The organism is Halosegnis longus (genome assembly GCF_009663395.1).
Lineage (GTDB): Archaea > Halobacteriota > Halobacteria > Halobacteriales > Haloarculaceae > Halosegnis > Halosegnis longus.
The window spans coordinates 321,715-338,356 of record NZ_QKNW01000001.1; the positions used below are offsets into that span (position 1 = coordinate 321,715).

The 16,642-nt window shown below is 67.2% G+C and carries 17 protein-coding genes; 13 read left to right on the top strand and 4 right to left on the bottom strand.

What is annotated here, in order from left to right; translation table 11 throughout:
• Positions 1-4: 4 nt before the first annotated feature.
• Positions 5-2,902 carry an oligosaccharyl transferase, archaeosortase A system-associated gene (locus DM818_RS01760; RefSeq protein WP_172977274.1) on the bottom strand — a complete coding sequence of 966 codons (2,898 nt, stop codon included), beginning with the start codon at positions 2,900-2,902 and terminating at the stop codon, positions 5-7.
• 89 nt (positions 2,903-2,991) lie between these two features.
• Between DM818_RS01760 and DM818_RS01765 the strand changes: the two genes are divergently transcribed.
• The 4 genes from DM818_RS01765 to DM818_RS01780 all read left to right on the top strand — a co-directional run bounded on the left by DM818_RS01765 (position 2,992) and on the right by DM818_RS01780 (position 6,318).
• Entirely contained in the window at positions 2,992-3,927 is a 936-nt protein-coding gene (locus DM818_RS01765; protein ID WP_075935970.1) for a glycosyltransferase family 2 protein, read from the top strand.
• 62 nt (positions 3,928-3,989) lie between these two features.
• Complete coding sequence (locus DM818_RS01770) at positions 3,990-5,081, top strand: glycosyltransferase (protein WP_075935969.1); 1,092 nt, start codon at positions 3,990-3,992, stop codon at positions 5,079-5,081.
• A 45-nt stretch (positions 5,082-5,126) separates the two neighbouring features.
• Complete coding sequence (aglJ, locus tag DM818_RS01775) at positions 5,127-6,104, top strand: S-layer glycoprotein N-glycosyltransferase AglJ (RefSeq protein ID WP_075935968.1); 978 nt, start codon at positions 5,127-5,129, stop codon at positions 6,102-6,104.
• Positions 6,105-6,108: 4 nt separating this feature from the next.
• Positions 6,109-6,318, top strand: a complete 210-nt coding sequence (locus tag DM818_RS01780; protein WP_075935967.1) for a ribbon-helix-helix domain-containing protein — start codon at positions 6,109-6,111, stop codon at positions 6,316-6,318.
• Here DM818_RS01780 and DM818_RS01785 read toward each other — a convergent pair.
• Both DM818_RS01785 and DM818_RS01790 read right to left on the bottom strand, forming a co-directional pair.
• Entirely contained in the window at positions 6,315-6,680 is a 366-nt protein-coding gene (locus tag DM818_RS01785) for a hypothetical protein (protein WP_394329547.1), read from the bottom strand. The genes DM818_RS01780 and DM818_RS01785 overlap by 4 nt on opposite strands.
• A 78-nt stretch (positions 6,681-6,758) precedes the next feature.
• Positions 6,759-7,418, bottom strand: a complete 660-nt coding sequence (locus DM818_RS01790) for a hypothetical protein (protein WP_075935965.1) — start codon at positions 7,416-7,418, stop codon at positions 6,759-6,761.
• Positions 7,419-7,493: 75 nt separating this feature from the next.
• On the opposite strand from DM818_RS01790, the gene DM818_RS01795 reads away from it, so the two are divergent.
• Positions 7,494-7,982, top strand: coding sequence for a cupin domain-containing protein (locus tag DM818_RS01795; protein ID WP_075935964.1), 489 nt, complete (start codon positions 7,494-7,496; stop codon positions 7,980-7,982).
• Here DM818_RS01795 and DM818_RS01800 read toward each other — a convergent pair.
• Entirely contained in the window at positions 7,979-8,263 is a 285-nt protein-coding gene (locus DM818_RS01800) for a DUF5779 family protein (RefSeq protein WP_075935963.1), read from the bottom strand. The genes DM818_RS01795 and DM818_RS01800 overlap by 4 nt on opposite strands.
• Before the next feature lie 256 nt (positions 8,264-8,519).
• Between DM818_RS01800 and DM818_RS01805 the strand changes: the two genes are divergently transcribed.
• From DM818_RS01805 to DM818_RS01840, 8 genes are all read left to right on the top strand, one after another.
• Complete coding sequence (locus DM818_RS01805) at positions 8,520-9,716, top strand: LeuA family protein (RefSeq protein WP_075935962.1); 1,197 nt, start codon at positions 8,520-8,522, stop codon at positions 9,714-9,716.
• 271 nt (positions 9,717-9,987) lie between these two features.
• On the top strand, positions 9,988-11,724 hold the full coding sequence (ilvB, locus tag DM818_RS01810) for a biosynthetic-type acetolactate synthase large subunit (RefSeq protein WP_075935961.1): 1,737 nt from the start codon (positions 9,988-9,990) through the stop codon (positions 11,722-11,724).
• Positions 11,721-12,356, top strand: coding sequence for an acetolactate synthase small subunit (ilvN, locus tag DM818_RS01815; protein ID WP_075935960.1), 636 nt, complete (start codon positions 11,721-11,723; stop codon positions 12,354-12,356). The genes ilvB and ilvN overlap by 4 nt, the downstream gene beginning before the upstream one ends.
• Positions 12,356-13,384: a ketol-acid reductoisomerase gene (gene ilvC / locus DM818_RS01820; protein WP_075935959.1), complete on the top strand. Its 1,029-nt coding sequence runs from the start codon at positions 12,356-12,358 to the stop codon at positions 13,382-13,384. Before ilvN ends, ilvC begins: the two co-directional genes overlap by 1 nt.
• On the top strand, positions 13,377-13,592 hold the full coding sequence (locus DM818_RS01825; protein ID WP_075935958.1) for a hypothetical protein: 216 nt from the start codon (positions 13,377-13,379) through the stop codon (positions 13,590-13,592). The genes ilvC and DM818_RS01825 overlap by 8 nt, the downstream gene beginning before the upstream one ends.
• Before the next feature lie 73 nt (positions 13,593-13,665).
• Complete coding sequence (leuC, locus tag DM818_RS01830) at positions 13,666-15,084, top strand: 3-isopropylmalate dehydratase large subunit (protein ID WP_153952231.1); 1,419 nt, start codon at positions 13,666-13,668, stop codon at positions 15,082-15,084.
• Positions 15,084-15,680: a 3-isopropylmalate dehydratase small subunit gene (gene leuD / locus DM818_RS01835; protein WP_153952232.1), complete on the top strand. Its 597-nt coding sequence runs from the start codon at positions 15,084-15,086 to the stop codon at positions 15,678-15,680. The genes leuC and leuD overlap by 1 nt, the downstream gene beginning before the upstream one ends.
• Positions 15,677-16,642 (top strand): isocitrate/isopropylmalate dehydrogenase family protein, encoded by a 966-nt coding sequence (locus DM818_RS01840; RefSeq protein ID WP_123123955.1) that lies wholly within the window; start codon positions 15,677-15,679, stop codon positions 16,640-16,642. Before leuD ends, DM818_RS01840 begins: the two co-directional genes overlap by 4 nt.

Below are 16,642 nucleotides of genomic sequence, written 5' to 3' on the forward strand. Positions count from 1 at the left end.
AGTGTTACGGCGCGAGTTCAGGCGTCGGAGCCATCATCTCGGTCGTGTTCGACTCCTGTGCGCCCTCGGGGCGGTCGATGACCGTCCGTTCGAGCGTAATCGTGGCGCCGTCCTCCTCGCCGAGCACCTGGCCTTCGGTCACGTCGGCCGTCGCGTTGTAGCGGTCGGTGACGAGCGTCTGCTCGTCCGTCTCGACCGGCGTCGTGAACTGGTAGGGACCGGCGGCGCGAACACTGACGTTCGTGTAGCCGGCATCGACGCCGTACTCCTCGTAGCCGGTCGTCGAGTACGGGAGCCGGAACGTCGCCTCACCGTCGGCGTCCGTCGTCACCTGCTGTTCGTAGACGAACGTCTCGGGCTGGCCGGTCCCAGTGTACTGGAGTTGTCCGTCGACGACCGTCGGCCGCTGGCGCTCGCGGGCGGTCATGTTCATCTGGACCTGTGCGGTGACGGTCGTGTCGGCCGGCCCCTCGACGGTCACCTCGGCACCCGGAACGCGCTCGAACGTCTTGACCGCGGCGCGGCGCGGGTCACGCGCGGACGATTCACTGCTCGCGTGGACGAGCCGGAACTGTTCGAGCGCCTCGACGGTCTCGGTCGGCGTGCCCGGCACGCCGCCGATCTGTGCGGTGCCGTCCTCATCGACGAACTCCTGTGCGGCGCTCATGTTGGCGAACCGGCGAGTGAGGTTTCCTTGCGAGGCGACCGGAATGCCGCGATTCAGGTCCCAGTCGTAGACGGTGACGCTGCCGTCGTCGTTGACCGGCGACATGCGGCTCCCGTGGCCCTGATACAGGCGGACGCGGAGACTCTCGTAGGCGCGCTGTGAGCTCAACAGCGTGAGCGTCCGCGCGAGGCTGTTGTCCTGCTGTTCGATGACCTGGTCGATGGAGGAGGACGTGTAGATGTACTGCTGGAGTTCCGTCGCGTTCACGTCGTAGTCGGTGAACGCGGTCGGGGCGCTGTACTTGCGCGTGCCGGGCATCCCGAGCTGGTAGTCGACCATGACGTATCGGGTCTGCTCGCCGTTGCCGTTGTCGAGCATGCCGGTCGCGGTCTCCTCGTCGGGCGCGAGCAGCACGTCGGCCGCGTAGCCGGCGTTCTGCTGGAACGGGTTCGCGTTCGGAATCCGCTCGCCGAGGACCGTAATCCAGTGGCCGTAGTCCCACCACGCGAGGGTGCCGTACTCGCCGTCGGCGTACTGGTAGTCGTCGGTGCGGTCGTAGGTGCCGAGATACTCGAGGTCGCTCGGCGTCCCGTCGCCGTAGGCACCGATTGCGGGCGTGTTCTCGTTCATCCAGTCGAGCGTCCCCGTCCACCGGGTCACCTCACCGGGGTTCGCGGACCCCTGCGCGACATCGACCGCGTTGTAGCGTTGGGTCCCTGCCTGCGTCTGCTGGGAGATGGTGCCGACGGCAAGCGGAGCGGCGACGACGAGCAGGACGGTCAACACCGCCATCACCTGGTAGGCGGTCGGCTGCTCCATGGCGGCGATTCGCTCGCGCACGTCGACGATGCCGAACGTGAACGCGGCCGCGTAGCCGGTCAGCGCGGCGACCGGCACCGCGAGGTAGTAGCCGAACCGCTGTTGGGTGATCGCGGCGAGGAACATCCCGCCGAAGAGCACGAGCACGAGCAGCAGGTCGCTGCGCGGCTCGTCGTCGGTCGCGAGCCGGTAGAGGGCGACGACCGCTCCGACGAGGGCGACGTAGAATCCCAGCCCGAAGCTCTGATAGAACCGCGAGCCGACCTCGGCGAGCGGAATCGGCTGTGCCTCCTGCACGGTCCGGGACTCCTGGGTCGCGGTGTAGCCGAAGATGCGCGACACCTGCCCGACGAAGTAGTCGAACGTCTCGGGAAGGACGAGTGCGAACGCACCGAGCCCGACGACGCCGACGCCGAGCACACCCAGCGGGTAGAGTCGGGCGTCGAGCTCGCGGTCGTCCCACAGGCGGGCGAACGCCGCGAGGAAGCCACAGCCGGCGGCAAGTCCGACACCGAGCAGCGGCTGGAGCAGCGAGAGCTTCACCGCGTCGATGGTGAACACGTCGATGGTGACCAGCGTGAGGAGCGCGAAGACGACGCCCATGATCACACCGACGAAGAGCACGTGGTCGGGGCTGACGCCGCGGACCTGATACAGCGCGGCGGCGAGCGCGAAGAAGATGCCGAGCAGGCCGACGAAGAAGACGGCCGGCGGCCACGTCCAGACGTACACCGCGAGCGCGAGCCCGGAGAGCCCACCCCAGACGAGCGGGCGACGCATGGCGTCGAACTCACGCTGGGCGAGCAGTTCGAAGATCGGTTTCTCCGCCATAGCGACCCGAAGCGTCGCGGCGATGGTCGCAGCGGCGACGGCGAAGAAGAGCACCTCGGCGATGTGGTGGTCGGAGCTACCGACGAGTCCGCGCTGGAGGAACGCCCCCGAGGCGAGCGACAGGAAGAGCACGGAGACGAGCCCGCCGGTGCGGTCGGAGAGACCGCGCGCGAGCACGTAGATTGGGAGGAGTGCGAGGGCACCGAAGACGACCGGCGCGAACAGGTGGACCATCTGGACGGTCTGTTCGCTCGGGCTGCCGAGGCCGATGACGAGTGCGGCCGTCGCGATGAGCTGGTCGAACAGCGTGCCGAACTGGCCGACTGCGACGCCTTCGGGGTAGCCGGTCCACGGGTCGAAGCCGATGGTAAACGGCCAGTGTTCGACGGTGTACTGAACGGCGCGATAATGGTACCACGGGTCGTTGCTGGCAAACAGGACGCCGTCGTCGGTGACGTACTGTCGCCACCCGCGCGTGCGCACCCACGCCGCGAACAGCACGGCGAGTGCCAGAAGCGGGATATGATACACCTCGCGGAGCCGGTCGAACACCGACTGCTCGCGAGATTCGGCGGAGTCACTCATTGGTTCGAAGTGCTCGAAAACACGCATAAGCCTTCTCATGTCCCCGACGAGAGACAAGACCCATATCGCCCGCCCGTGGAGTGGTCGGCATGCAGGTGTCAGTCGTGGTCTGTACCCACGAGCCGGACCGCTACACCGACCTCCGGGCCGCCGCCGACTCCGTGCTCGCGGGCACGTACGACGACGTGGAGGTCGTCCTCGTCTCCGACGGGTCCGCGCGCGTGACCGAGCTGATGGAACGCGACTACGGCGACCACCCCGACGTGCGAATCGCGAGCCTCGATGCAAATCAGGGACTGCTCGTCGCTCGCAACCGCGGCGCGGCCGTCGCGACGGGCGACATCGTCGCGTTCATCGACGACGACGCCGTCGCCGCCCCCGACTGGCTGGAGAAACTCGTCGCCGCCCACGAGACCCACGACCGCCACGCGACGGGCGGCCGGATGGTTCCCCGGTGGGTCGCCGACAAGCCCGACTTTCTCCCCGAGGAGTTCTACTTTCTCATCGGCGCGGCCCATCGTGGCTTCGGCCCCGAGGGCGACCGCGAGCGGGCGGGCGAGATTCGCAACGGAATGGGGTCGAATCTGGCCTTCCGCGCCGAGACGTTCGAGACGCTGGGCGGCTTCGAGCCGACCGTCGGCGGCCGGAAGGGCGACAAGCAGATGCAGGGCGGCGAGACGGAGCTGTGTATCCGGCTCGCGGACGAGTTCGGCGAGGGCGTCTGGTACGTCCCCGACGCAATCGTCGAGCACAGGATCTACGACTACCGGACGGACCCGGTGTGGCTGCTCAAACGCGCCTTCTGGCAGGGCGTCTCGAAGCGCGGGATGGCGCGGTTCGTCCCCGAGTCCAGCGGCGACGAGACCGCTTTCCTCGGCCGGCTCGCGGGCGAGTATCTCCCCGACCGCGTTCGCGGACTCGTCTCGGAGCCGACGAGCGCGAGGCTCCAGCAGTTCCTGATGTTGCTCGTCTTGACCGTCGTGACAGGGCTCGGCTATCTGTACGGCTACTACCACTGGCGGTGAGTCGGCACGGACGGCGAACGAGGGGAGACAACGAATAAGGGCCGACGCCGAGAGCATCGCGTATGACAGACATCGCCGTCGTCCACGGTAACTATCTCGCGCACGGTGGCGGCGAAGTGGTCGCCGAACGGCTCGCGGAGACGTTCGACGCGCCGCTGTACTACGGATTCGGCAACGACGACGCCCTCCCGGACAACGACACCGACCACGTGAGCCTGTTCGACGACTCGCTGCTCGCTCGCTGGAAGGAATCCCCGCTCGTTCGCGACGCGTTCTACGTCTGGGCGTTCCAACACGTCCCCCAGCTCCACGAGTACGACGTGCTCGTCCAGAGCGGGAACGAGCCGGGGTGGTACGTCCCGCCGGACGACCAACCGGTGGTAAAGTACGTCCACTCGACGCCGCGGGCCGCCTACGACCGGTTTCCGGACAAGGGCGGCGACCCGCTCGTCCGCGCGTACGCGTTCGCGACCCGCCTGCTCTACGCGCAGAACCTCGCGTATCCCGACGTGTACGTCGCCAACTCCGAGCTTATCGCGCGCCGGGTGCGCCGCTACTGGGGTATCGACGACGTGCGCGTCGTCTATCCGCCGGTGCCGGTCGACAGCTACGAGGTGCGTCCCCACGAGGAGCGCGACGGCTTCTTCTTCACCTTCTCGCGGCTGGACGAGTCGAAACGCATCGACGAGATCGTGCGCGCGTTCGCCGACCGCGACGACCGCCTCGTCGTCGGCGGCGACGGGCCGGAGGCCGACCGCTTGCGCGAGATAGCGACGGACAACGTCGAGTTCCGGGGATTCCTCTCGGAGTCGGAGAAACGCGACCTGCTCGCACGGGCACGGGGATTCGTCTTCGCGGCCCGCAACGAGGATTTCGGTATCGTCCCCGTCGAGGCGCTGGCGAGCGGGACTCCCGTCGTCGGGGTCCGTGACGGCTACACGCGCTATCAGATTCACGACGGCCAGAACGGCCTGTTGTACGACCGTGGCAGTGAGAACCTCGCTGCGGCCCTCGACCGCCTGCAGGAGTCGGGCGTCGAGTGGGACGCCGAGCGAATTGCGACAGCGGCCGAACAGTACGGCGAGACCGCCTTCGAGCAGGGGATGCGCGAGGCCGTCGATGAGGCGCGCGAACGGGTGCGAATCGACCCGTAACCGCCTGTCGGAAGCTTTTCACAGGCGGGGAAACCACCTCGGCGTATGAATCCCGCCGAGGTCTGCGTCCTCCTGCCGGCCATAAACGAGGCCGAGACCGTCGGCTCCGTCGTCGCCGGCTTCCGCGAGGCTGGCTTCGACGAGGTGCTCGTCGTCGACGGCGGGTCCGACGACGACACGCGAACGCGAGCGCGGGAGGCCGGTGCCCGCGTCGTCAAGCAGCGCGGCCACGGGAAGGGACAGGCGATTCGACAGGCCATCGACGAGGAGATTCACCGTCCCGTGGTGTTGATGGCCGACGCCGACGGCACCTACGACCCGAGCGACGCCGAGCGCATGCTGGACCCGATTCAGCACGGCCGGGCCGAACACGTCATCGGCGACCGGTTCGCGAATCTCGAATCGGGGGCGATGACCCGGCTCAACAAGGTCGGCAATCGCCTGGCGAACCGCGTGTTCGGGATTATCCACGGGAAACGACTCGGCGATATCCTCTCGGGATATCGCGCCTTCACCCGACAGTCGTTCCAGCGGTACGCCCTCTCGGCTGACGGGTTCGGCATCGAGACCGAACTCTCCGTCGAGGCGGTCAAACACGGCACGACCGTCGAGGTCGTTCCCATCACCTACCGCGCCCGACCCGCCGGCTCGGAGACGAACCTCCACCCGATTGCTGACGGCGCGCGCATCTTCGCGACGCTGTACCGGCTGGCGAAAACCAGCAATCCGCTCTTCTACTTCGGCTCGGTCGGCTCCCTGTCGCTGCTCGCCGGGCTGGTGATTGCCGTCTACGTCGGCGTCGAGTGGTTCCTGCGGACCCCGCCCGTCTCGCACGAGGCGCTCACCGTCGTCGGGGCCGCGGCCGTCATCCTCGGGGTCCAGCTACTCGTGTTCGGTGTGTTGTCGGACGTGATTATCACGGCGAACCGCGAGCAGACCCGCCGGATGGAGCAGTTGGTCGAACGCCTCGCCGACGACGACGAGGAGCCGCCGAAACGCAAAACAGCCGGGAGCGACGAGTAGCGGTGTGACCGACTACACCACGGTTTCGATTCCGAAGGACCTCGCCGAGCGCGTCGACGAGACCATCGAGGGGACGAGCTTTTCATCGACTTCCGACCTCGTCCGGTTCCTGCTGCGGAGCATCGTCATCCAACACCAGCAGGGCGGGGAGCTGACGGAAGCCGAGTTTCAGGAAATCGCCGACCAGCTCCACGACCTCGGCTACCTGCGTTAACCCTCGAAGGGCGTCTCCTCCGGCTCGACGTCGAGGACGGTGAGTGGCAGTTCCGTTCCCGAGCGGTCGAAGGCGGCGAACGAATCGCGGTCGTACGGCGGGACGGCGACGAAGACGACGCTGTGGAAGTCGTCGGTCGTGACGACGTCCAGCGGCCCGTCTGGGTGTGAGATGAAGCGACCGTCCGAGTCGGGCGTCCCGATGTCCATCCCGAAGACGGCATCGAGCGAGCCGGCTGCGTCGGGCAGGTAGAACTCGGTGAAGACCGGCTGGGCCGGGTCGAGCGTACAGCCGTCGAGGTCGCCGGCCGGCTGTGTCACGAGCGCGACGGTCAGCGACTTCGGGTCGCGGTCGCTGGCCATCTCCAGCAGCACGGTCACGAGTCCGCGAGTGAGATACGGCACACGAGCACGGAGGTGCGTCGCGGGTATAACAGTGACTCAGAGGAACTCGCGCAAAGCACCGAGATACGCCTTCGGCAGTCGGCGGCGCGCGTTGTCGACGGCGTCGCGAATCAGCATCGTCGTCTCCGCGGCGATGCCCGCGCCGTGGCCGACGCGCACTCGCTTCGTGTCGTACTCGCGCAGCGACCGCGGCGGGAACAGCCGCAACATCGGGTGGACGCCGATCGGTTCGTCGCCGGCACAGAAGTAACCGACCGTCCCGAGCGCCTCGGGGACGACGAGCGTCTCGCCGTCGGTGAGAATCGCCTCGTCCCACACCGGCACGCCGAGGTCGATACAGTCGTAGTCGGTGTCGTCGAGGAACGCCTCGATTGGTTCGGCGCTCCCGTCGAGTTTCTTGTCGACGCTCATCCACGACGGCGCGTACACGGGCACGTCGTGGCGGTCGGCAAACACCTCGGCGTCGCGGACGTGACGGTCTAAGAGGATAGCGACGCCGCCGACCTCGCCGCGGTCGGCGTAGAGTTCTTCCACGCCGTCGGCGTCGACCGGGTCGACGAGCAGCGTGCCGGCGTCGGTCGCGAGCGCGTGCGAGGCGCGTTGCATCCCCTCGTCGGGGTACGCAATCCAGCCGACGCCGTCGTCGGCGTCGTCAATTTGGCGCGGCTCCGTCGTACCGTCCCCCTTCATTGGCATACCACGAGTGAGGGGCGGCGGGCTAATAAGCCCCACAGCCGCACACGCTTTGGTCGTGTGCGACACAGTGTCGCTGTGACCGACCACGAGTACGAACACGTCGTCGTCGACGCGCTGCCCGACGCCCCGAACCCCACCCGCCACAAGAAGGAACTCGACGAGGCTGTCGGCGCGAGCGAGTTCGGCTTCAACGTCATCGTCGCGGACCCCGGCGAACGAATCCCGTGGGGGTACCACCACCATCCCGACCACGAGGAACTGTTCTACGTGCTCGACGGGACCCTTCGTGTCGAGACAGCGGACGGAGACCACACCGTCGAGGCGGGCGAGGCGTTCTTCGTTCCCGCCGGCGCGCCACAGAAGGGTGTCGCCGGCGCGGACGGCTGTCGGCTCATCGCGGCGGGCGCACCGAAGGACAGCGACCGCGCCGTCATCGAGGAGGAGTGTCCGGCCTGCGGTGAGGTGACCAACCGCGACTACCGGGTAGAGGGCGACGGCTACGTTCTGGAGTGTGCGGGCTGTGGGGCGGACGTGGACGAACTACGCCCCGGCCCGGAGAGTTAGAGTCGGTCGGTGTCGATGTCGCGGCCCGGCGGCGAGACGACGAGGAAGCCGCGAAAGTGCATCAGCTCGCCGCCGAGGTCCGTAATCTCGGTGGCGAAGCCGGCCGCAAGCTCGGAGAGGTCCCCCTCGATGTCGAGCACGAGGGTGTTGCCCGCCTCGACGAGCGCAATCCACTCGGCGTCGGGCGTCTCGCCGTCTAAGATGCCGAGCACCACGCTGTCCGTGTCGGGCACGTCCATGTCCCCTTCCGCCGACTGCAAGTCGAGTTCGAACTCGCTCATAGCTACCCGTGGACGCCCGGCGGGCAAAAATCCACGCGCCCGCCGGACGGTGGGTTGTGCGCGCCCCAGCCCGACCAATTTCTGAACGTTTGACCTGTGTATTCCGAATAGAATACCATCTACACAGAATTGTAGATATGAGTGTGCTAAAATCGGGCGAATGTCTCGCGCGAGCCGGCAACAACTGTGTCGACACAACGATTAAATACCGTGACCCCTCTGAATTGAGATACCATGACACAAGAGGTAACGTCGACTGAGTCGGCGGGTCGAGTTCTTCGCGGGCACAGTATCTAATACCCCCGAAATCGACGAAGCACGGATTTTCGACACCACGCTGCGCGACGGCGAACAGTCGCCACGCACGTCCTTCTCGTACGAGGACAAGCGCGAGATAGCGGCGGTACTCGACGAGATGGGGACCCACGTCATCGAGGCGGGGTTCCCGGTCAACTCCGACGCGGAGTTCGAGGCCGTCCGCGACATCGCGGAACACACGAAGGGGACGACCTGCGGCCTGGCGCGCGTCGTGGAAGGAGATGTGGAGGCAGCCCTCGACAGCGGCGTCGAGATGGTCCACGTCTTCGTCTCCACGAGCGACGTGCAGCTGCAGGACAGCATGCACGCGACCCGCGAGGACGCGGTCGAGCGTGCGGTCGCCAGCGTCGAACGGGTCAAGGAAGCGGGCGTGGAGTGCATGTTCTCGCCCATGGACGCGACCCGGACGGAGGAATCGTTCCTGATCGAGATTATCGAGGCGGTCAGTGCGGCCGGCACGGACTGGATTAACATCCCCGACACCTGCGGCGTCGGGACGCCGAGCACCTTCGCCGACGTGGTGCGGACGGTGTTGGACCACACTGACGCCAGCGTCGACGTGCACGCGCACGACGACTTCGGGCTGGCGTCGGCCAACGCCCTCTCGGGCTTCGAGGCCGGGGCGACGCAGGCGCAGGTGTCGGTCAACGGCATCGGCGAGCGCGCCGGCAACGCCGCCTACGAGGAGGTCGTGATGGCGCTGGAGTCGCTGTACAACTACGACACCGGCATCGACACCACCCGCATCACGGAGCTGTCGCGGCTGGTCGCAGACCGCAGCGACATGCCGGTGCCGGACAACAAGCCCGTCGTGGGTGCAAACGCGTTCGCCCACGAGTCGGGGATTCACGCGGCCGGCGTAATCGAGAACAGCGACACGTTCGAGCCGGGCGTGATGACCCCGGAGATGGTGGGTGCAACCCGCGAGCTGGTGTTGGGAAAACACACCGGCCAACACTCCGTTCGGGAGCGGCTCACCGAGCAGGGGTACGACCCGACGGACGACGAGGTGCGCGAGGTGACGCGGCGGGTGAAAGACCGCGGCGCCGAAAAAGAGCGCATCACCGTCGCCGTCTTAGAGCGGTTCGCCGACGACATCGGCATCAAGAAGCGGGAGTCTGAGGTCAGAACGTGAGGGCGACACCCGCGACCGCGCCCGCCGGCGAGCACCGCGCCCGCCGTCGCGGTAACGTTTGCGCGAGTGTGTGCCGTTTTATTTACCCACGACGAGTGACGCGTACAGATGGCCGACGCACACGCTCTGGTTCGTCCGACCGTGAGCGTCGCGCAGCTTCGTATTGTAGGGGTCTGAGCCCCTACAGTACCTATTTTCCACCGACCGTTCGCACCGTTTTCGACCACCAGCCACCCCTACCGATGGCACGACACCACCACACCACGAACCGATGAGTAGCGAACAGACAACAGCCAGCGACGAAGCCGACGAGCCGACGCCGGTGACGACGGGCGCGGAGTCGGTCGTCCGCGCGCTGGAGAACGCCGGCGTCGAACACCTGTTCGGCGTGCAGGGCGGGGCAATCATGCCCATCTACGACGCGCTGTACGACTCCGAGATGACGCATCTCACGATGGCCCACGAGCAAGGGGCCGTCCACGCCGCCGACGCCTACGGCGCGGTCGACGGTGACCCGGGCATCTGTCTGGCCACCTCCGGGCCGGGCGCGACGAACCTCGTCACCGGCATCGCCGACGCGGACATGGACTCCGACCCCGTGGTCGCGTTGACGGGCCAGGTGCCGACGGATTTCGTCGGTAGCGACGCCTTCCAGGAGACGGACACGACGGGCGTCACCCGCCCGATTACGAAGGAGAACTACTTCGCGGACGACCCCGACTCCGTCGGCGACACCGTCGGCGAGGCGTTCGCGATGGCAAACCGCGGCCGACAGGGACCGACGCTCGTCGACCTCCCGAAGGACGTCTCGAACGGCGAGACCGACCGCGAGCCGGGGCCACCGCGCACCCCACCGACGTACGTGCCGGCCGAGACGGCAGACGAACGCGCCGTCGGCCGCGCCGCCGACGCGCTCCAGCAGGCCGACCGCCCCGTCATCCTCGCGGGCGGGGGCGTCATCCGCGCGGAGGCGAGCGAGCAGCTGGGCGAGTTCGCCATCGAACACGAGATTCCGGTCGTCACGACAATGCCCGGTATCGGCGCGTTCCCGGAAGACCACGAGCTCTCCCTAGAGTGGGGCGGGATGCACGGCACCGGCTACGCCAACATGGCGCTGACGATGACCGACTGCATGTTCGCCGTCGGGACGCGCTTCGACGACCGCCTGACCGGCGGCGTGGAGACGTTCGCGCCCGACGCCGAAATCATCCACGTCGACATCGACCCCGCAGAAATCTCGAAGAACGTCGAAGCCGACTTCGGGCTGGTCGGCGATGCCCGCGCGGTCATCAAGCAGTTCGCGGCCGCGATGGACCGCTCGCCGGACACCGCCGACTGGTGTGAGCGGTGTACCGACTGGAAGCAGGAGTACCCCCTCGATTACCACATCGAGGAGGACGCGCCCGTCAAACCGCAGTTCGTCGTGGAGGCGGTCGACGCCGCGACAGACGACGACACCGTCGTCACGACCGGCGTCGGCCAACACCAGATGTGGGCCTGCCAGTACTGGACCTTCACCCAGCCCCGGACGTGGATTTCGAGCCACGGACTGGGGACGATGGGCTACGGCGTGCCCGCGGCCATCGGCGCGCGCGTCGCGGCCGACGACGACCAGACCGTCGTCTGTTTCGACGGCGACGGCTCCTTCCTGATGACGTGTCAGGAGCTGACCGTCGCGGCCCGCGAGCAGATGGACATCACCGTCTTCGTGTTGAACAACCAGTTCATCGGGATGGTGCGCCAGTGGCAGGACGGTTTCTTCGAGGGCCGCCGGATGGCCTCGGAGTACGACTGGATGCCGAAGTTCGACGCCGTCGCCGAGGCCTTCGGCGCGGAAGGGTTCACCATCGACGACTACGACGACGTGGAGGGCACCATCGAGGAAGCCCTCGACTACGAGGGACCGTCGGTCGTCGACGTTCGCATCGCCCCGGAGGAAGACGTGTTCCCGATGGTGCCAAGCGGCGGGGACAACGGTCTCTTCGCCCTGCGAGGTGAGCACCTGTGAGCCGCGAGGAGAGCGAACCGCCCGAGTCGGGGCTGCTCGGTCCGGACCCGGAAAACCGGGAGCGACCCGTCGGGCGACGCAACAGTCAGGGAATCCGCATCGACCCCGAGACGGAGGCGACCCGCGAGCCGCGCCGGACGACCATCACCGCGCTCGTCGCGAACGAGCCGGGCGTGCTGTCGAAGGTGACCGGGCTGTTCAGCCGCCGGCAGTACAACATCGAATCGCTGACCGTCGGAACCACACAGAACCCCGACTGGTCGCGCATCACGGTCGTGGTCGAGGAGCCGGACCCGAACATCGACCAGATCGAAAAGCAACTCGACAAGCTCGTCCCGGTCATCCACACGCGCGAACTCGAACGCGAGGCCGTCGAGCGCGAGCTCGTCTTGGTGAAGATGGACGCCGACGAGCCGGACAAGGTCCACGCCATCACCGAGATGTACGAGGGGCGCACCCTCGATGCCGGTCCCCGGACCATCACGGTCGAGTTGACCGGTCGCGAACAGAAAATCGACGACGCCCTCGACGCCTTCGAGCAGTTCGGCGTTCGCGAGATAGCCCGCACGGGACGAACGGCCCTCGCCCGTGGCGAGACGAAGACATCCATCGCACCGGAGCGACTCAAATAATGACAGAGATATACTACGACGACGACGCTGACGAATCGGTACTGAACGACACGACGGTAGCCATCCTCGGCTACGGCAGTCAGGGTCACGCCCACGCCCAGAACCTCGACGACTCGGGCGTCGACGTGGTCGTCGGACTGCGCAAGGGGTCCTCTTCGCGCAAGGCGGCGAAGGCCGACGGACTCGACGTGGCGACCCCGGTGGAGGCCGCCGGTCGCGCGGATATCGTGAATCTGCTCGTGCCGGACACGGTCCAGCCGGACGTGTACGACGCCATCGCCGACGAACTGGACGCCGGCGACACCCTCCAGTTCGCCCACGGGTTCAACATCCACTACAACCAGATCACGCCGCGAGATGACGTGAACGTCCAGATGGTCGCCCCGAAGTCGCCCGGCCACCTCGTCCGGCGTAACTACGAGCACGACGAAGGAACGCCGGGGCTGCTCGCGGTGTATCAGGACGCGACCGGCGACGCCCACGAGACCGGGCTCGCGTACGCGAAGGCAATCGGCTGCACGCGCGCGGGCGTCATCGAGACGACGTTCCAGGAAGAGACCGAGACCGACCTGTTCGGCGAGCAGGCCGTCCTCTGTGGGGGCGTCACCTCGCTCGTCAAGCAGGGGTACGAGACGCTGGTCGAGGCGGGGTACTCGCGCGAGATGGCCTACTTCGAGTGTCTGAACGAGCTCAAGCTCATCGTGGACCTGATGTACGAAGGCGGCCACGCCGAGATGTGGGACTCCGTGTCCGACACCGCCGAGTTCGGCGGGCTGACCCGCGGTGACCGCATCGTCGACGAGCACGCCCGCGAGAACATGGAGGACGTGCTCGAAGAGGTCCAGAGCGGCGAGTTCGCCCGCGAGTGGATTTCGGAGAATCAGGCCGGACGCCCGAGCTACACCCAGCTTCGACAGGCGGAGAAGAACCACGACATCGAGGACGTGGGCGAGGAGCTGCGCGCGCTGTTCGCGTGGGGCGGCGACGAGGAGGAACAGGAGACCGAACGGGTGTCCGCCGATGACTGAGCTGGGCGACATCGAGCACACGAACCCCTACACCGGGGAGTCGTTCGGCGAGACACAGACGTACGGCCGCGGGCGGTTCGTCGCCGCCGACGGCGGCGAGCCGGCGAGTGACCGCGACGACGCGGAGGCGTCACTCGGTGATATCTCGCACACACCGCCGCGGAACGCCCCGAGCGCCAACGGCGTCTACGACAGCACAGACCGATGAGTTCTGTGAGACATTCCTGCTCGCGTCGCTGCGCGGGCCGTGACTCACAGCCTCATGCTCGCGGGGTGCTCGCATGAGTTCCGGAACCTTGTACGACAAAGTGTGGGACCGCCACAAGGTCGCGGAGCTGCCGGACGGTCGCGACCAGCTGTTCATCGGGCTGCACCTGATGCACGAGGTGACGAGCCCGCAGGCGTTCGGCATGCTGCGCGAACGCGACATCGACGTGGCGTTTCCGGAGCGGACGCTGGCGACGACCGACCACATCATCCCGACGGACCCGGCAGCACGCGACCGCCCCTTCGAGGACGACCAGGCCGAGACGATGTTGCAGGCGCTCGAGTCCAACGTCGAGGAGGCCGGCATCGACTTCTACGGGCTGGAGTCCGGCAAGCAGGGTATCGCCCACGTCGTCGGGCCGGAGTTGGGCGCGACCCAGCCGGGCCAGACCATCGTCTGTGGCGACTCCCACACCTCGACGCACGGCGCGTTCGGGGCCGTCGCGATGGGTATCGGCACCTCACAGATTCGGGACGTGTTGGCGACGGGCTGTATCGCCGCCGAGAAGATGGACGTGCGCCGCGTCGAGGTGACCGGCGAGCTGTCGGACGGCGTCGCGCCCAAGGACGTGATTCTCCACATCATCGGCGAACTCGGCGTCGACGGCGGCGTCGGTCACGTGTACGAGTACGGCGGCGAGGCAATCGAGGCGATGGACATGGAGGGGCGACTCTCCGTCTGTAACATGTCCATCGAGGGCGGTGCCCGCGCGGGCTACGTCAACCCCGACCAGACCACCTACGACTACCTGGAGGGTCGCCAGTACGCGCCCGAAGGCGACGAGTGGGACCGGCTGGTCGCCGACTGGGAGACCATCGGCTCGGACGACGACGCCGAGTACGACGACGTGGTGACCGTCGACGCCGACGGCCTGGACCCGATGGTGACGTGGGGTATCAACCCCGGACAGGTCACCGGCATCACGGAGCCGATTCCCTCGCCCGACGACTTCGAGGGGAAAGACCGCAAGAACGCCGAGACCGCGGTCGAGCACATGGAGATTACGCCCGGCGAGACGATGGAGGGGTACGAGGTCGACGTTGCCTTCCTCGGCACCTGCACCAACGGTCGGGTCTCCGACTTCCGGCGCGCCGCCGAGATCCTGGAGGGGAACACCGTCGACGAGGGCGTGCGCGCACTCGCCGTCCCCGGTTCCGAGACCGTTCGCACCCGGTGTGAAGAGGAGGGTATCGACCAGATATTCAAAGACGCCGGCTTCCAGTGGCGACAGGCCGGCTGTTCGATGTGTCTCGCCATGAACGGCGACTCGCTGGAGGGCGATGAGGTGTGTGCCTCCTCGTCGAACCGGAACTTCATCGGGAGACAGGGGTCGAAGGAGGGCCGAACCGTCCTGATGTCGCCGGCGATGGTGGCTGCCGCCGCCGTCGAGGGCGAGATTGCTGACGTGCGGACGTTCGGAGGTGGGAACTGATGGTGCGTTCCATCACGCGCGTCACGGGGACGGGTATCCCCATGCGCGGCGACGATATCGACACCGACCAGATTGTTCCCGCGCGATTCCTGAAGGAGATTACCTTCGACGACATGGGCGAGTACGCATTCTACGACGCCCGCCGCGACGACGAGGGAAATCTCAACGACCATCCGTTCAACGAGTACCACGGCGCGAACATCCTCGTCGTGAACGACAACTTCGGCTGTGGCTCCTCGCGTGAACACGCGCCACAGGCGCTGATGCGCTGGGGAATCCGGGCCATCGTCGGTGAGTCCTTCGCGGAGATCTTCCGCGACAACTGCAAGTCGCTGGGAATTCCGACCGTGACGGCAGACACCGACACCGTCGACCGACTCCAGTCGTTCATCGAGTCGAACCCCGAGGCCGGCGTCGAGGTCGACATCGAGGAGGAGCGCGTCGTCTACGAGGGCAGCGAGGTCGGCGTCGGCGTCGACCCCTCGATGAAGGAAGCCCTCGTGGAGGGGAAGTGGGACACCACGGCGCTGATGTACCAGAACCTCCCCGAGACGCGGAAGGTCGCGAACGAACTGCCGTACGCCAACGTGGAATGACGGAGACCGTCGCGGTCATCGAGGGCGACGGCGTCGGACGGGAGGTCGTTCCCGTCGCCGTGGACGTGCTCGCTTCCGTCGGGGAGTTCGAGTTCGTCCACGCCGACGCCGGCGACGCGGTGGCCGAACGGACGGGCGAGCCGCTCCCGCCGGAGACGTACGAGACGGTGGCCGAGGCCGACGCGACGCTGTTCGGTGCGGCCGGCGAGACGGCCGCAGACGTGATTCTTCCGCTGCGAGAGGCCGTCGGCTCGTTCGTCAACGTCCGGCCGGCCCGCGCGTATCCGGGCGTGGACGCGCTCCGCCCGGAGACTGACGTGGTCTTCTTGCGTGAGAACACGGAGGGGGTCTACGCGGGCCACGAGGACCGCCTCTCGGATGACCTCTCGACGCTGACGCGCGTCACGACGACGAGCGCGAGCGAGCGACTCGCCGAGTTCGCCGTCGAGTTCGCGCCCGACGGCTTCCACATCGCACACAAGGCGAACGTGATGCGCGAGACGGACGGACGCTTCCGCGATTCGGTCCAGCGGGTCGCCGGCGAGCACGGCGTCGAGACCGAGGAGGTCCTGATGGACGCGTTCGCGACCAGACTCCCGCTCGACCCCGAGGCGTTCGACGTGGTCGTCTGTCCGAATCTCGCGGGCGACGTGTTGTCCGACCTCGCGGCCGGGCTCGTCGGGGGACTCGGCCTGCTCCCGTCGGCGAACATCGGTGCCGAGAACGCGCTGTTCGAACCGGTCCACGGCACCGCGCCCGACATCGCCGGCGAGGGAATCGCGAACCCCGCGGCGACGGTGTTGTCGACCGCGATGCTGTTAGAGCATCTCGGCTACGACGAAGAAGGAACGCGCGTCCGCGACGCAGTCGAGTCGGTGCTCGCCGACGGGCCGCGGACGCCCGACCTCGGCGGCGGCGCGTCGACGGACGACGTGGGCGACGCAATCATCGACCGGCTGTAG

Coding starts and splice junctions, on each gene's coding strand:
- DM818_RS01760 (WP_172977274.1), bottom strand. CDS start 2,902: ATGAGTGACTCCGCCGAATCTCGCGAGCAGTCGGTGTTCGACCGGCTC.
- DM818_RS01765 (WP_075935970.1), top strand. CDS start 2,992: ATGCAGGTGTCAGTCGTGGTCTGTACCCACGAGCCGGACCGCTACACC.
- DM818_RS01770 (WP_075935969.1), top strand. CDS start 3,990: ATGACAGACATCGCCGTCGTCCACGGTAACTATCTCGCGCACGGTGGC.
- aglJ (WP_075935968.1), top strand. CDS start 5,127: ATGAATCCCGCCGAGGTCTGCGTCCTCCTGCCGGCCATAAACGAGGCC.
- DM818_RS01785 (WP_394329547.1), bottom strand. CDS start 6,680: ATGGCCAGCGACCGCGACCCGAAGTCGCTGACCGTCGCGCTCGTGACA.
- DM818_RS01790 (WP_075935965.1), bottom strand. CDS start 7,418: ATGCCAATGAAGGGGGACGGTACGACGGAGCCGCGCCAAATTGACGAC.
- DM818_RS01800 (WP_075935963.1), bottom strand. CDS start 8,263: ATGAGCGAGTTCGAACTCGACTTGCAGTCGGCGGAAGGGGACATGGAC.
- ilvB (WP_075935961.1), top strand. CDS start 9,988: ATGAGTAGCGAACAGACAACAGCCAGCGACGAAGCCGACGAGCCGACG.
- ilvC (WP_075935959.1), top strand. CDS start 12,356: ATGACAGAGATATACTACGACGACGACGCTGACGAATCGGTACTGAAC.
- DM818_RS01825 (WP_075935958.1), top strand. CDS start 13,377: ATGACTGAGCTGGGCGACATCGAGCACACGAACCCCTACACCGGGGAG.
- leuC (WP_153952231.1), top strand. CDS start 13,666: ATGAGTTCCGGAACCTTGTACGACAAAGTGTGGGACCGCCACAAGGTC.
- leuD (WP_153952232.1), top strand. CDS start 15,084: ATGGTGCGTTCCATCACGCGCGTCACGGGGACGGGTATCCCCATGCGC.
- DM818_RS01840 (WP_123123955.1), top strand. CDS start 15,677: ATGACGGAGACCGTCGCGGTCATCGAGGGCGACGGCGTCGGACGGGAG.